The sequence below is a fragment of the Jeotgalicoccus sp. WY2 genome (genome assembly GCF_018437745.1).
Classification (GTDB): Bacteria; Bacillota; Bacilli; order Staphylococcales; family Salinicoccaceae; genus Jeotgalicoccus; species Jeotgalicoccus psychrophilus.
This window is the reverse complement of sequence record NZ_CP049818.1, coordinates 378,144-391,708: the sequence shown is the minus strand read 5'-3', so window position 1 is coordinate 391,708 and position 13,565 is coordinate 378,144. Positions and strand designations below refer to the sequence as shown.

Here is a 13,565-nt window from a genome sequence, read left to right as displayed (position 1 = left end):
ATATAAAAAAGAGCCAGATACATTTTTTTAATGTATCTGGCTCTAACTCTGTTTAAAACAATCCTTTAAAGAATTCTACTATACGTTCCCAAAAGCTTCTGAGTGAGTCCATGAATGAAGATGCTTCTTCCGAGTTAACAATGTCGTTTCCGAGTTCTGTTGCTTTGTCTTTAGCATCCTGGAAGCTGTCGCTTGATGTGATTCTGTCAAGCAGGTCTTTTGAACTGTCCACCAGTCTGTCTGCTTCTTCACCTGTAAAAAGGCCAGAATCTTTAATGTTCATAATAATGACGATGATACGGTCGATCTGCTGCTGGCTGAGCATACCGTCGAGACCATTCTCTGCCAGTTTCTCATCAACAATAGTACGTACCTGTTCTTCAGTGACATCACCGTTAAAGTTATTTACAATTTCAACTTTAACTTCAGTGATGACTTTGTTCAGTTGTACTTGTGAGAAGCCTTCAACACCAGAGTTTTCTTCAGAGATGTCTGTGATGGTTTCAAGTTCGTCCTGGGCGTTTTGTGTTTTTGCAGGGTCAATTGCTTCGCCTTGGGCTTCAAATGCTTTGTATACACCGGCTAAGGCACTTTCGCCTGTAACATCCTGGGCTGCTGCGATTGTGACGTCAGCGTCTGTAATGCCTGAAGTGAGCAGTGCGTTCTGATATGTTTCTTCAGAGATTAACAGTATCTGCCCCATCTCTTCATTAATATCAATATTTAATCCGCTGCCTTCAGCAGTCTGGATAATACGGATGCTTGATTTCAGTACGCTGTTATCGTAGTTCTTGTTGATGTATTGATTAACGTCTTCTGAGTAAACGTAATCGACGATGTCGGTATCTTCAACACCGAGTAAGTTTGCTGTTTCATTTTGTAAATTTGAATCCTGTTCCAATGCTGCACCGTAGACGGTTACCGCATTATCCCATTCACTTGCTGCGTTGGCATTTTGGGCGCCGAATGGAATCATTGCAGCGACTAATGCGATTGCAAGTATTTTTCTAATCATAATTTTAACTCCTAACTGATTTTTTCTTAGAATACTACAGATATATATTATCTCTATTATATAATATTTATTAAAGGATGATGAAAGATACATATAAATATCTGTATATATAAATGAAAGTCACTCCGTGCAGAATGACTTTTGTTTTTATTTATTCTGTCTGTGCGATAAAATCCGGGTTCTCAATAATATTTTCTTCTGTTTCAATATAAAGCAGTTCCTGATTGATTTTCTGCTGCAGCTTTTCTTTCTTTTCTGTGCTTAACTCCGGCTTGTTCATTTTCTGTTCGTACTTCCAAATTTTTTCTTTAGAGTTTTCTATATCTTTTTGTGTGCATCGATGCGTTTCTGCTCTTTCTTGTCAAGGTTAGCCATGTTTAACATCTCCTAACTGATACTTTCAATATATCAATAATAGGGTCGTTAAAAAAACTTAACGGTAAAGAATATTACATTAAATGTGAATCGAATACCTTCTTTATACTATAGATAGGTTTTGACTTTATAAAAAATTTAAGAAAGCGTACAATGAGTGCTTAAGAAAAGTTTAGGGGCATTGCAATGGACAGAGAGACGATGAGAAGGTCAGATAAGGAAGAGTATCAAACTGTTAGGAAAACACGGATTAGAAAAAGAGGATTTATAGTTTTAGGTATCATTGCATTTATAAGCATTTTAATACTATATATAATTTTCAGTTACAGATCAGGATTGAATATCGCAGCTGAAAATGGCGTGGAACCGACAGGGGAAGAGTTTAACCCGGTGGATAATCATGATGGCAAGAAGACGATGATGATTATTGGTAAGGACCGTATGGACGAAGGTGCAGAACGTACTGACGTCATTATGATTGGCCAGTATGATTATATGCAGAAAGAAATGAAACTGGTATCGGTCATGCGAGATATTTACGTAGAGATACCTGGTTATCAGAGTTATAAAATTAATGCGGTGTATTCACTAGGCGGGGTAGAGTTGCTGCGTGAAGTCATTGCGCATAATTTTGATATTAATGTAGAAGAATATGTCACAGTGGATTACGATGCATTTATGGAAACAGTCAATGTGGTAAACCCTGATGGTATTACTATAGATGTAGAAAAAGATATGTCAGAGAAAATTGATACTGAATTAAAACAGGGTGTGCAGCAGTTAAATGGTAAAGGTCTGTTAGCCTATGCACGTTTCCGTAATGATGAAGAAGGTGACTTCGGCCGTGTGCGCCGTCAGCAGCAAGTTCTTTCAGCAATACAGGATGAAGTTATCAGTATCGGTGGTATTGTGAAGGTGCCTAAGATTCTAGGTACTGGTATGGGATATGTGGATACTTCAATGTCGAATAAAGAAATGTACCGTATGATTATGAGCTTCATGATTAGAGGAGATAAAGATATCGCGACGATGACACTGCCGCTGGAAAACACGTATCAGTTTATTGATACGAGTCATACAGGGAATGTAATTGATATGGACTTTGAAGCGAATAATGCTGCTTTAAAAGAGTTTTTAAATAGTAACAACTCTAAAGAGCAAGTAGATACACAAAATGAAGGCACAACAGAATAAAGTAATTAGGGCAATTTCAACGAATTTTAGTTGAGATTGTCCTTTTTAATTGAGAAAATGAGGAAAGGAGTTCGATAACCAGCTGATTGCTGAAGTTTTAGATGGCTTTGATATTGAAAGATCACTTAGTATGAAAGGCTGTCCTTATGACAACGCTGTGGCTGAAACCACGTTCAAAGCGATGAAAACTGAATTTATTAACCAATATACTTTTATATCATTAAAACAATTAAACATCGAACTATTCGACTACGTAAACTGGTATAACAATATTAGACCCCATGGTGCATTGAATTATCTCACGCCAAAGGAGTATAAAGAAAACTTCTATAAAAACTGTCTAATATTCTGTTGACATACCAGTGTAACAAATCGTTATCTAGGGTAAAACTAATTAATATCTATTAATTAGGAGTGTTTAAATGAATTCAAATATGCCAAAAGAATTTGGTTTTGACAAGACTTTAAGTATTCTTAAAGAGGGTTACGAGTTCATCATGAATCGTGACAGAGAGCTTGATACAAACATTTTCGAGACGCGTATTCTCGGTGAAAAGGCCATCTGTCTCACAGGCAGTAAACAGGCTGAATTATTTTACGATAACACCCGCTTCAGACGCAGTGATGCGGCACCTGCCAGAGTACAAAAGACGCTCTTCGGCGAAGGGGGCGTTCAGGGTCTCGACGGTGATGCGCACAAAAACCGTAAAGCGATGTTCATGTCTTTAATGGACAACAAGGCCATGGACGAAATTGAGGATTTGACAGAGAAATACTGGTACGATTTTTTTGCGGAGATCAGTTGGAACGATACTGTGGAGTTATACGAAGCAGCGAAGGTAGTATTTCTGCAGGTTGCCTGCGACTGGGTCGGTGTTTCGCTGGAAGATGAAGATCTTGAAACCCGCGCGGGTCAGATTTCTGATTTATACGAGTCGCCTGCAGCGCTCGGAATCCAGCACTGGAAAGGGCGTAAATCACGGTCTGAGACTGAGGACTGGATTCAGGGGCTTATTGAAGGTGTGCGTAATGGTGAGATTGAAGCGGATAAAGACAGAGCGCTCTATCAGTTCGCTATGCACAAAGATTTAGACGGCGAGCTTTTAGATTATCAGATTGCGACAGTGGAGCTCTTAAATCTTATCCGTCCGATTAATGCCATTAGTGTCTGGGTCGCTATGATAGGTCTTGCTCTTCATGAGCATCCAGAGGCAGCAGAGAAACTGCAGGATGCCAATCAAGAGCAGCTCGAATGGTTCATTCAGGAAGTCAGACGTTATTATCCTTTCTTCCCGGTCGCAGTCGCACGTGTGGCGATTGATTTCGAATGGCAGGGCTATGAGTTTAAGGAAGGTACTTTAACGCTGTTGGACTTATACGGTACTAACCGTCATCCTGATGACTGGTCAGAGCCTGAAGTATTTTCTCCGGAGCGTTTTGAAGGCTGGCAGCAGACACCGTTTAACTTTATTTCGCAGGGCGGCGGATCTTATGACTTCGGTCACCGCTGTGCAGGGGAGTTTATTACTATAGTGGTCATGCGGACAACACTCGACTTTCTGGTCAATCATCTGGAATTCGAAGTACCGGACCAGGATTTCAGCTTTGAATACAACGATATTCCAGCTGTGCCGAATGACAAAGTGAAAATAAAACCGACGCGTTTAAAATAACTGAAATAATCAAATGAAATTGAATGGAGAAGGATGGGGGAAAATATTAACCCCCATCCTTTTATGGAATAATTTCATCTAATAATTGACCGTACATACCAATATTATTCTCAGATAAGAGAAGACCGTAATTTTTAAGAATGATTCTTTCAGTTTTCCATCCCTGATTTCTGTAAAATCTTTCACCTTGTTTGCTTGCTGCCAATGCATTGAACGGATTGTCATCATTAGAATCCCCAGTATCATTCTCTCCAATAAACCAAGTTATAGGGAAGCTTCCATCAATTACATCTTCTTTTCTAAATGATTCATTCAATTCTCATCAGACTTTACTTTCTATTTAAGTTATATGTGCTATTATAATGCTTATTAATGAATCAAGACAATTGGGAGATAACCATGAAAATAAGAATGACAGTCATCATCATATGTATTGTTTTAATGCTGATGGTGACATCAGTCATAGACAGCTTTAATCATAATGAGACAGACATACCAGAAAAAGCGGATGTCATTATTATGCTCGGCGGCGGAGATAAGGGGCGCATGGAAAAAGCAGCCGAACTGTATCATGCAGGCTCGGCAGACTATGTCATCATTACCCCTGAGAGTGAGGATATCTATCCGCAGAGTACAGCATTTGCTGTGGAGCTCGGTGTTCCTGAGGATGCTATTATAGAAGAGTATGAGGCAACGAGTACTTATACTAACGCAGTTGAGTCATTTAAAATCATGGATGAATACAGCTTTGACAGTGCGCTCGTTGTCACAAGCGACTATCACTTGAAGCGGTCCAAATTGATTTACGACAGAGTCGGTGATGGACAATATGATTTGTCATATATCGCAGCCCTTGGTGCAGGCGGTGAAAAGTGGAACGAAAGATCTTATGCAGACAGAATCTGGTTCAGTGAATTTTACAAGCTGTGGGGATACCGGCTCGGCTTATACAACTTTATAGATGTGCCGGAGGAAGAAACGGATCTGTAAATTATCAGTCAAGCAAAATTACAAAGATTCGTATATGAAGAGGAGAAGCCAGCCCGAGCCGGGCTGGCTTATTTTTAAAGTCATTTTACTGCTTGTTTTCACTATTATAATTAATGACTTCTTTTGCAATCATAGCGAGCAGACTTATCATAATCCCCACACCAACGAGTAAATACATCATTGTGAATATTTTTCCTGTGCTGGTAGAAGGGCTGACTCCAGCTTCTACACCTGTCGGGATAAGACTGACTACTCCGAAGTAAACTGCATCAAGCACATGCCATCCCTCTATCTGAGTATAAAATAATGTGCCGGACAGCAGTATTAAAAATAATGTACAGCAGGGACTGAAAAACTGGCCTTGCCATGGCTTTCCCGAGGGCTTTAAGTAAACGGGCAGCAGTTAAGAAAAATGAAATCATAGTTTTACTTCCTTTTTAAGAAAATGTAATGAATTGTTAAATAATATTATATCAGCATATGCTGAAACAAAAGATTCGGAAAAAGAAAATCTTTAAATTTATAGGGATAAACGGTGAACTTGGTATAATAGATTGGACATTAATTTAATAGTAAATGGGGAATTTATTATGCCAAGAAGAACCTATGATAAACAATTTAATATTCAAGCCGTTAAGTTAGTTATGGACGGCGAGTTTTCAGTTAAAGAAGTATCAGAACAATTAGAAGTCATCATAATATTTTAGCAGTTACACCTGGATTCGGTGTTTTATATGCAACTTCCCATTTTTAATCATATTATATGATATTTTGAACTGATTCAGGCGATAACTTGTACTATAATTAAGAAGCTTCAATTTTTCAGGTCCTGAGGAGAAAACAGGGCAGATTCTAAGAGTGTCTAAAAGTCACAATATTTATGAGAATTTGGACACAGTAATTATTTAAACAAAGTTCAGGAGGCTTATAATGAGTCGAATCAATGTTTTATTTATAGGATTCATGCTTTTTTCTTTATTTTTTGGCGCTGGCAATCTTATTTTCCCGCCTCTGTTAGGCTGGGAATCCGGGGACAATTTTGGGCCTGCGATTACAGGTTTTCTCATCACAGGTGTTCTTTTACCGTTTATGGCCGTCATGGCTGTAGCACTGGAAGATAACGGTTTAATCTCCATGGGGAGCCGTGTGCATCATATTTTCGGTATAGTCTTCGCCATCATTATCTACCTTTCTATTGGTGCTTTTTATGGAATTCCCCGTGCTTCCAGCGTGGCTTATGAATTAGGTTTCCAGCAAATTTTTAAAATTGATGACAGATGGGGCGTTTTTGTATTTTCACTGATATTTTTCACTATTACATATTTAATCAGTTTAAATCCTAAAAAAATTGTGAACCGCATCGGGCAATATCTGACGCCCATTTTACTGCTTGTTTTAGCTGTGCTTGTCATCCAGTCTTTTATGACGTTTGAGAACGTTTCCTCACCAGCTGCTGGAAAGTACGCATCAGCGCCTCTGGTTGCCGGAATCCTGGAAGGGTATTTCACGATGGATGCGGTCGCAGCCCTGGCGTTCGGAATTGTTATCATCAATGCGTTGAAAGATAAAGGTGCAGCATCCAAAAACGAGCTCGTCAAGGGGACGCTTGTCTCTGCTCTTGTAGCCGGTACAGGTCTCGTTGCGGTTTACTTTTCTTTAGGCTGGATTGGACGCGTTATCCCGGGAGAGACCGGCTTTGAAAACGGCGCTGAAATCTTAACCTCTGCATCAGGTATCCTGTTCGCAACCAGCGGCAATATTTTGTTTGGTCTTATCGTTATGCTCGCATGTCTCACCACATGCGTCGGACTCATCAATGCCTGCTCAAGCTTTTTTAACGAAATTTATCCAAGGCTGTCTTATTCCCGCTATGTTACTATTTTTGTCATCATTGGTTTACTGGTATCCAACTTAGGCTTAAATATGATTTTGCATGTGGCAGTGCCTTTATTGAGTTTCATCTATCCCATCGCTATTATTCTGATTGTTCTCAGTTTGTTAGAGCATATTACCGGAAAGAGCAAAACAATGTTCCAGCTTGCGGTAGCTGTGACAGCTTTCTATGCACTGTACGAAGCATTGGTCAGCATCGGGTTTGAACTGGAATTCCTCACCGGCCTATTGGATATCGCTCCCTTCTTTGAACAGGGACTCGGCTGGGTGCTTCCCGGCTTTCTTGCAGCCATGATTGGTTACGGAATAGATATAATTAAGAACAAGCCCATCGATGAATCCCGGGAATCAATAATTATAAAATAAGTATGATTACAGTCAGCACTTTACCTTTAAGCAGATAAAAATGAGCCTGGCAGTGACCAGACTCATAATCAGTAAAATATTAATTCGACGTCGGACTGGAAGCGTATTTCGCATATTTGGAATCTAAGGTATTCGCAAGTATGGCCGTTTCAAAGCCGAAGGCGCGCATGACTAAAAGATGGACTTTCGCCTGAGTCAGCGTATAGACAAACCACGGCAGGGTCGGTTCATATTCATGAATCGCGACCAGCACTTCGTTCGTATCAACAATTCTTCTGAATTCGAGGCGGGCCCGGCCGTCTTTTCTTTCCTGAGAAAATCTGCCGCCCTTAATATAGTAGAGAATCCGGTCTTCATACGATCGTTCTTCCGAGCGTTCCAGTATCAGAATCGGATTGTTGAAGAAGGGCAGAGTAATGGATGTTTCAGCATCCTGAACCTGTGTGGTAATAAACTTGCCGCCGATTCTCGACAGCCAGTTGACGTAGTAATCGGCCGTATCATCGATGGACCACTGTTCCGGTATGCGGATACGCTGGACGGATTTCACATCATTTTTTTCCAGATCCTTTTTATGCACAAACTCCGGAGCAGATGGGGTATTCTGATCCATTTCTCCGTCGAGCGCAATACGCACACTTTCTTTAAAGGTCGTCGGCGCATTAGAAATCCCTTCGACATAATTCTTTTTGCTCATGACCATATTATGTGTCAGACTTTCAAGTAATGGATAGACCATTTCTTTCGGTTTCTGGGCAATCAGCCGTACCCATAACTTCGACAGGAAGATGGGTATAATCGGCAAATCCATCATCGGCAGTTTTTTACCTACAACTTCCGCTGTCTCCTGGAATAAGTCTTTGTAAGTTTTCTCTTTTGGCCCGCCGATATCGATGGACTCATTTGCTTTCGGCTGACGTTTTACGACTTTCGATAAGCCTGTAATCACATCTTTTAAAGCAACCGGATGCGTCCGGTTATATGCCCATGCCGGCAACACTAAAGCGGGCAGCCGTTTAACGAGGTTATACAGTATCGGGAATGACGAGCCCTTCGGTCCGACAATGAGACCCGCCCTTAAAGTGGATACGGGAATCCCGTAGGAACCGAGAATTTTTTCGCACTCGAGCCGGCTTGAAAGATGTTCAGACAGTTTATTATCATCGGGTATAATGCCGCTTAAGTAGATAATCCGCTTCACACCTTTACGTTTCGCTGCCCATGCAAAATTATCTGCGAGGATGGCGTCCATATCCTTAAACTTCGCCTGGGAGAGTTTGGAAGCCGGCTGCATGGAGTGGACTAAATATATCGCGATATCAATATCTTCCATAACATTTTCTATATCAAGCTGCGAATATAAGTCCGCTTCTTTCCAGGTTACATTCTGTTCATCTTCTTTATTTTTTGTATTTCTGGATATGGCCACAACTTCGTAGTCTTCTTTTAAGGTTTGCAGTAAATTTCCGCCGATGTAGCCCGACGCACCGGTTAGTAATATTTTCATTATTTCACTCCTTATTCTTGCATGACTTTTATATTTATACCCTTAATTGAAGAGAACAGTCTTCTATTCACAGACATAAAAATGACCCCGCATTAAAATATAAATTTTAATGGGAGTCTTTTGATTTTATGGAGGACATTTGTCCGGGTTTGTTCTTACTAACATACAGAATCATTTGATTTTGGTACGGATAACCCAAACAGGGGTCTTAAGTAAAGTGCAAGGAATGTACCGCCGATGGCAACGATGCCCCAAATGTATCCGTGCAGGCTGAATGAAGCAATGCCACCGAAGTAAGCACCAATGTTACAGCCGAATGCAAGGCGTGCACCGTAGCCCATTAAAAGACCGCCTGCTGCTGATGCTATAAAGGCACCCAAGATTACCCCGAAGTTAAGTACAGTAGTAGAGTCAGCAAATATTGATGCGTTTAAAGCAGTGGCCGCTTCTCCCTGCCAGTAACCCCAGCTCGTGACGTCAAATCCGATGAGTTTTGCGGCTTTAGATTCCCAAAGCGCAAATGCTGAAGTGATTCCCCACGGTTCACCGCGCGTCATCAGTGTCAGGGCATTTAACACTGCAAGAGCGACAGCTGCAGCCATTAATGGCCACGAGCCTCTGAAAATTCTTCTCCAGCCGTGTGCAGTTGGCAATGGTGCAACTTTAGGAGAGTTTTTCTTTTTCTCAACGACTTTACTGATATAGGCAATTAAACCGAATATTAATAACGAGACGACCAAAGCACCACCGTATCCCAGATTAGTCGAAGTTGCGAGTGAAAACGAGCCCATCGAAGGCATCTCTTCTGTCCAGAATGGTAAATGTGCTGCACCGATTGTCGTACCGACTATAAAGAAAATTAAAGTAATGAACATGACCGAACGACCGGCACTGATTGAATACAGTGTACCGGACGCGCAACCCCCGCCGAGCTGCATACCGATACCGAATAAAAGGCACCGACAATGAGGCTGACACCGATTGGCGAAACATAACCTGTAACTTCTGCACCGAAAAATGAAATACCGAGTGCTAAAATAGGTGCGAATATTACAGTTGCTGTACCAAGCATTACCATATGCGCGCGTATTGCTTCACCGTTGCCGACAGACATCAGCCGTCTAAAGGCGGAAGTGAAACCGAAACGCGCATGAAATAACGTAAACCCGAGCAGTAAACCAAGCACCATAAGAACTGGCTGCATGATTGACTGGGTGATTGCTAATACATAAATAAAACTAAACTGACTAGAATTCCACCACCGATAAGCAATTTTTGAGGATCTTTCAGTGTATCTGCATGAGGCTGGACCGGGTCCATTGATTGACTCACAGTATTAATATGACTGACCAATTGAATTCTCCTATTCAGAGTTATTTAGTATGATTTAAACAGTATAAGAGGACAGCGGACATTTGTCAAAGAGTGTAATTATGCGGGGGTAACTGACAGCAAAATAAAATATCAATTATCATTCCCTTTTAAATTGTAGTAATATTATGACAACTCACAAAGTAATTAGTAAAGGGGAACAGATATGACACTTGAAGAGATGGATTCAGTTTTACTGAAACAAAAAAACATGTATATGGAGCAGCTGTTTAACTTTCTTAAAATTAAGAGTATCAGCACCGATAGTGAGGCAATCAGACAATGTGCCGGCGTCCTGAAAACAGATATGGAAGCACTCGGTATTGATACCCGGATTATGGAAACCGGCGGCAATCCGGTCGTGTACGGCGAGCTGATGAACGATAATAACCGCTTCACCTTATTAATCTACGGCCACTACGATGTTCAGGCTGTTGAACCGCTGGAACTGTGGGAATCAGATCCATTTGAACCCGAGATAAGAAATGGGAGAATTTACGCCAGAGGTGCCGGCGACAACAAAGGACAATTAATGGCCCAGCTGCTTGGTATTAAGACGTATCAGGAACTCTACGGTGAGCTGCCGATTAATATCAAATTTGTCTTTGAAGGTGAAGAGGAACTCGGCAGTGTGCACCTGCCCGAATTTGTGGATAAGAACAAAGACTTACTTGAAGCGGATCTTGTCTATACCGCAGACGGTTCATCTCACAACAGCGGCAATCCGTTAATACTGCTCGGCGTAAGAGGCATACTCAACTTTGAAATGACGGTAAAAACTGCAGACTTCGATAACCACTCCGGCAATACCGGGAACGTTGTACCAAATCCGATGTGGAAGATGATTGAACTGTTAAACACAATGAGGGATGAGGACGGCAAAGTACTCGTGGATGGCTTCTACGATGACATTCGTGAACCTTCTGAATCAGATTTGAGACTTTTATCTGCCTTACCTTATGACAAAAAAGACATTGGAGAGAAGATCGGCTTTACAGATTTAAAGCTGGACGGTGAGACCTACTACCATCGTCTTACAATGGAACCGTCGTTTAATATTGCCGGCATGTCGAGCGGTTATACAGGAGACAATGCGAAGACGATTATTCCGTCAACTGCGACGGTCAGCATCGATATGAGACTCGTTGCTGATCAGGACCCGGCAGAGATATTTAAGCAGATTGAATCACATGTCAGAGCCTTCGATGCTGATGTTAAAGTGACATACAGAGGCGCAATGAACCCGTCACGAACACCGTCGGATCTCGATATAGTGCAGGTGGTGACAGATGCTGTCGGTGAGTCTTACGGTAAGATGCCGTTAGTCCAGCCGAGCATGCCGGGCTCACTACCTGACTATGTATGGACCGATTACCTGGATACACCATCCATCATCATGCCGTACGCCAACTTCGACCAGCACAACCATTCACCCAACGAGAACTTGAAAGTGGAGAACTTTTTCGGTGGCATTAAATGTACTTGTAATTTGGTGAAGACGCTCGGAAAGAAGTATGAATGAAAGTGACAGTTATCTAGGCAAAAACCTTTTTAATTAAGTTAAATTTGAGGTGAGATACTATATGGATGATGTGAAGTATGAACTCTTAATAGATTTTCTTAATACATTAGAGATTGATGATTATGCAGAAATTATTATACCCAAAGGAATTGTTGGGGTAGCAAATAAAGCTTGGAGTTATCGTCAAAACATTAAGGTTAAGAATTATTTAGAAGGATTTCATCTAAGTATAGAGAATAATAATATAACTAGAGAAAAAAATGAATCATCAGAAGGTTATAGGTAATAAAAGCAAACAAGAAATTTTCCTCGAGGTATTAGAATCTGCATTAAAATCATCAACTGAAAAAATAGCACAACTTTTAGGATATTATGCTGGAAAAATTATTATAAATGAGAGAATAATGAGTTATGATGATCAACTTATTATTGATGCATTAAGCAATTTGAATGACTGGGATTTGTCTAATTTGACAAGAGTTTACAATTATTTTGATGTATATAAGAATAATAATACTGGAGCAACAGCTACTGCAATATACTTTAACTTTGATATGGATGATTTAGACGGTTTGATGGATGAGAATGAAATTACCGATTATGAAATATTTTATAATGTAGATTTGAGAATGTTCAAGTCAGCATTGAAAAAGTTAATATCTGTTCAACTTCTAGATGAAGGTGCATTATATGGTTTTGCAGATGCAATTTCATTTTTAATGAATGATTTAGGTAATGAAATTTGTAGACTTTCAGAGAAGATTGAACTGAAGATTTAATTAATATTAGAAACCTCTAAAATTAAGAATATAGATTTATCATCAATTAAATTAAACTTGATATTCTGTAAGGGTGTAACAAAAAGGAATCGGGATTCTTATCCCGCTTCCTTTTTGTTAAAGTTTACTGCTTCTGTTTGACGTATGCAGTTACAGCCTCACTAACATACTCTGCAGTGCCTTCACCAAACTGATCGATATTCTTTTTGAACCGTTCATCCTGAACATAGCCCAGTCCGATACTCTCGAAAACTTCCAGAGAACAGTCGAATGAATACTCACGTATATGATGGTGCAGTGATTTCGCAAGTTCAACGTTTTTTGAATCGGATGGTGAAATACCTGCCGAGTGATTATTCGCAAAAGCAAAGAACAGCTCATTAAACCCATCTGTCATTTCCTGCTCTTTACCCTGATGTTTCTTAGCTGCTGTATCAATCACTTCTTTACCGTACTTTTCAGCCGCTTCTGCTTTGTACTCCTCGTTATCATCGTAATTTAACCCTTTAAAACGTTCCTGACTTGTCATACTAATCCCTCTTTCCTTCGCCAGAATCGTAGACTCCAGCGTATTAATGATTGTCAGTATTCTCCGGTTTTCATCATGCATCAGTTGCAGCTGTCTTCTTAAATGAGTCAGCTGATTATCTTTACTGTCTGCAAACATCTCTTTAATTTCCTGGAGTTCAAATCCCAGATGCTTATAAGCCAGAATGATTTGAAGCTTATCGAGATCTTTATCAGTATAGTAACGATAACCATTGTCGCTCCTGTTAGCCGGTAAAAGACCAATGGAATCATAATGATGCAGCGTACGCACGGAAACACCAGTCCATTCACTGAGTTCTTTAACATAATACATTTTTAAACCTCCTGACAA

Annotated in this window: 13 protein-coding genes and 3 pseudogenes; 9 read left to right on the top strand and 7 right to left on the bottom strand. The window is 40.4% G+C overall.

Features of this window, described 5'->3' with window-relative positions; all coding sequences use genetic code 11:
* Positions 1-52: 52 nt before the first annotated feature.
* Positions 53-1,015 (bottom strand): DUF1002 domain-containing protein, encoded by a 963-nt coding sequence (locus tag G4D76_RS02275; protein ID WP_213810430.1) that lies wholly within the window; start codon positions 1,013-1,015, stop codon positions 53-55.
* Positions 1,016-1,166: 151 nt separating this feature from the next.
* Positions 1,167-1,295: a hypothetical protein gene (locus G4D76_RS15750; protein ID WP_256440522.1), complete on the bottom strand. Its 129-nt coding sequence runs from the start codon at positions 1,293-1,295 to the stop codon at positions 1,167-1,169.
* A gap of 281 nt (positions 1,296-1,576) precedes the next feature.
* Between G4D76_RS15750 and G4D76_RS02270 the strand changes: the two genes are divergently transcribed.
* The 3 genes and pseudogenes from G4D76_RS02270 to G4D76_RS02260 all read left to right on the top strand — a co-directional run bounded on the left by G4D76_RS02270 (position 1,577) and on the right by G4D76_RS02260 (position 4,257).
* Entirely contained in the window at positions 1,577-2,584 is a 1,008-nt protein-coding gene (locus G4D76_RS02270) for an LCP family protein (protein WP_213810429.1), read from the top strand.
* A 61-nt stretch (positions 2,585-2,645) separates the two neighbouring features.
* Positions 2,646-2,939 (top strand): annotated as a pseudogene (locus G4D76_RS02265) (transposase); the annotation flags it as partial.
* A 67-nt stretch (positions 2,940-3,006) separates the two neighbouring features.
* A complete protein-coding gene (locus G4D76_RS02260) occupies positions 3,007-4,257 on the top strand; it encodes a cytochrome P450 (RefSeq protein ID WP_213810427.1) in 1,251 nt (416 codons plus the stop codon).
* Between the two features lie 61 nt (positions 4,258-4,318).
* Here the strand turns inward: G4D76_RS02260 and G4D76_RS02255 are convergent, their stop codons facing one another.
* Positions 4,319-4,573 (bottom strand): hypothetical protein, encoded by a 255-nt coding sequence (locus G4D76_RS02255; protein WP_213810426.1) that lies wholly within the window; start codon positions 4,571-4,573, stop codon positions 4,319-4,321.
* A gap of 83 nt (positions 4,574-4,656) precedes the next feature.
* On the opposite strand from G4D76_RS02255, the gene G4D76_RS02250 reads away from it, so the two are divergent.
* Positions 4,657-5,247 (top strand): YdcF family protein, encoded by a 591-nt coding sequence (locus G4D76_RS02250; RefSeq protein WP_213810425.1) that lies wholly within the window; start codon positions 4,657-4,659, stop codon positions 5,245-5,247.
* An 85-nt stretch (positions 5,248-5,332) separates the two neighbouring features.
* Here G4D76_RS02250 and G4D76_RS14270 read toward each other — a convergent pair whose 3' ends face one another.
* On the bottom strand, positions 5,333-5,524 hold the full coding sequence (locus tag G4D76_RS14270) for an ion channel (protein WP_250130112.1): 192 nt from the start codon (positions 5,522-5,524) through the stop codon (positions 5,333-5,335).
* Between the two features lie 313 nt (positions 5,525-5,837).
* Here G4D76_RS14270 and G4D76_RS02240 point away from each other — a divergent pair.
* Both G4D76_RS02240 and brnQ read left to right on the top strand, forming a co-directional pair.
* Positions 5,838-5,939, top strand: a pseudogene (locus tag G4D76_RS02240) (transposase); the annotation flags it as partial.
* A 238-nt stretch (positions 5,940-6,177) separates the two neighbouring features.
* Positions 6,178-7,506, top strand: a complete 1,329-nt coding sequence (gene brnQ, locus G4D76_RS02235) for a branched-chain amino acid transport system II carrier protein (RefSeq protein WP_213810423.1) — start codon at positions 6,178-6,180, stop codon at positions 7,504-7,506.
* Between the two features lie 79 nt (positions 7,507-7,585).
* Here brnQ and G4D76_RS02230 read toward each other — a convergent pair whose 3' ends face one another.
* Together G4D76_RS02230 and G4D76_RS02225 are read right to left on the bottom strand one after the other, a co-directional pair.
* On the bottom strand, positions 7,586-9,013 hold the full coding sequence (locus G4D76_RS02230) for an NAD-dependent epimerase/dehydratase family protein (RefSeq protein WP_213810422.1): 1,428 nt from the start codon (positions 9,011-9,013) through the stop codon (positions 7,586-7,588).
* A gap of 158 nt (positions 9,014-9,171) precedes the next feature.
* Positions 9,172-10,333, bottom strand: a pseudogene (locus G4D76_RS02225) (YeeE/YedE family protein).
* A 217-nt stretch (positions 10,334-10,550) separates the two neighbouring features.
* Here G4D76_RS02225 and G4D76_RS02220 point away from each other — a divergent pair.
* The 3 genes from G4D76_RS02220 to G4D76_RS02210 all read left to right on the top strand — a co-directional run bounded on the left by G4D76_RS02220 (position 10,551) and on the right by G4D76_RS02210 (position 12,685).
* Entirely contained in the window at positions 10,551-11,906 is a 1,356-nt protein-coding gene (locus tag G4D76_RS02220) for a M20/M25/M40 family metallo-hydrolase (RefSeq protein ID WP_213810421.1), read from the top strand.
* Positions 11,907-11,967: 61 nt separating this feature from the next.
* Positions 11,968-12,192: a hypothetical protein gene (locus G4D76_RS02215; RefSeq protein ID WP_213810420.1), complete on the top strand. Its 225-nt coding sequence runs from the start codon at positions 11,968-11,970 to the stop codon at positions 12,190-12,192.
* Positions 12,167-12,685 carry a hypothetical protein gene (locus G4D76_RS02210; protein ID WP_213810419.1) on the top strand — a complete coding sequence of 173 codons (519 nt, stop codon included), beginning with the start codon at positions 12,167-12,169 and terminating at the stop codon, positions 12,683-12,685. The genes G4D76_RS02215 and G4D76_RS02210 overlap by 26 nt, the downstream gene beginning before the upstream one ends.
* A 124-nt stretch (positions 12,686-12,809) precedes the next feature.
* On the opposite strand, the gene G4D76_RS02205 is transcribed toward G4D76_RS02210, so the two are convergent.
* Positions 12,810-13,547, bottom strand: a complete 738-nt coding sequence (locus tag G4D76_RS02205; RefSeq protein ID WP_213810418.1) for a MerR family transcriptional regulator — start codon at positions 13,545-13,547, stop codon at positions 12,810-12,812.
* Positions 13,548-13,565 lie beyond the last annotated feature (18 nt).

Excerpts from the sequence above, each read along its gene's own strand:
- G4D76_RS02270 (WP_213810429.1), top strand. The coding sequence starts at position 1,577 with ATGGACAGAGAGACGATGAGAAGGTCAGATAAGGAAGAGTATCAAACT.
- G4D76_RS02215 (WP_213810420.1), top strand. The coding sequence starts at position 11,968 with ATGGATGATGTGAAGTATGAACTCTTAATAGATTTTCTTAATACATTA.
- G4D76_RS02205 (WP_213810418.1), bottom strand. The coding sequence starts at position 13,547 with ATGTATTATGTTAAAGAACTCAGTGAATGGACTGGTGTTTCCGTGCGT.
- G4D76_RS02260 (WP_213810427.1), top strand. The coding sequence starts at position 3,007 with ATGAATTCAAATATGCCAAAAGAATTTGGTTTTGACAAGACTTTAAGT.
- G4D76_RS02230 (WP_213810422.1), bottom strand. The coding sequence starts at position 9,013 with ATGAAAATATTACTAACCGGTGCGTCGGGCTACATCGGCGGAAATTTA.
- G4D76_RS15750 (WP_256440522.1), bottom strand. The coding sequence starts at position 1,295 with ATGAACAAGCCGGAGTTAAGCACAGAAAAGAAAGAAAAGCTGCAGCAG.
- G4D76_RS02275 (WP_213810430.1), bottom strand. The coding sequence starts at position 1,015 with ATGATTAGAAAAATACTTGCAATCGCATTAGTCGCTGCAATGATTCCA.
- G4D76_RS02210 (WP_213810419.1), top strand. The coding sequence starts at position 12,167 with ATGAATCATCAGAAGGTTATAGGTAATAAAAGCAAACAAGAAATTTTC.
- G4D76_RS02250 (WP_213810425.1), top strand. The coding sequence starts at position 4,657 with ATGAAAATAAGAATGACAGTCATCATCATATGTATTGTTTTAATGCTG.
- brnQ (WP_213810423.1), top strand. The coding sequence starts at position 6,178 with ATGAGTCGAATCAATGTTTTATTTATAGGATTCATGCTTTTTTCTTTA.
- G4D76_RS02220 (WP_213810421.1), top strand. The coding sequence starts at position 10,551 with ATGACACTTGAAGAGATGGATTCAGTTTTACTGAAACAAAAAAACATG.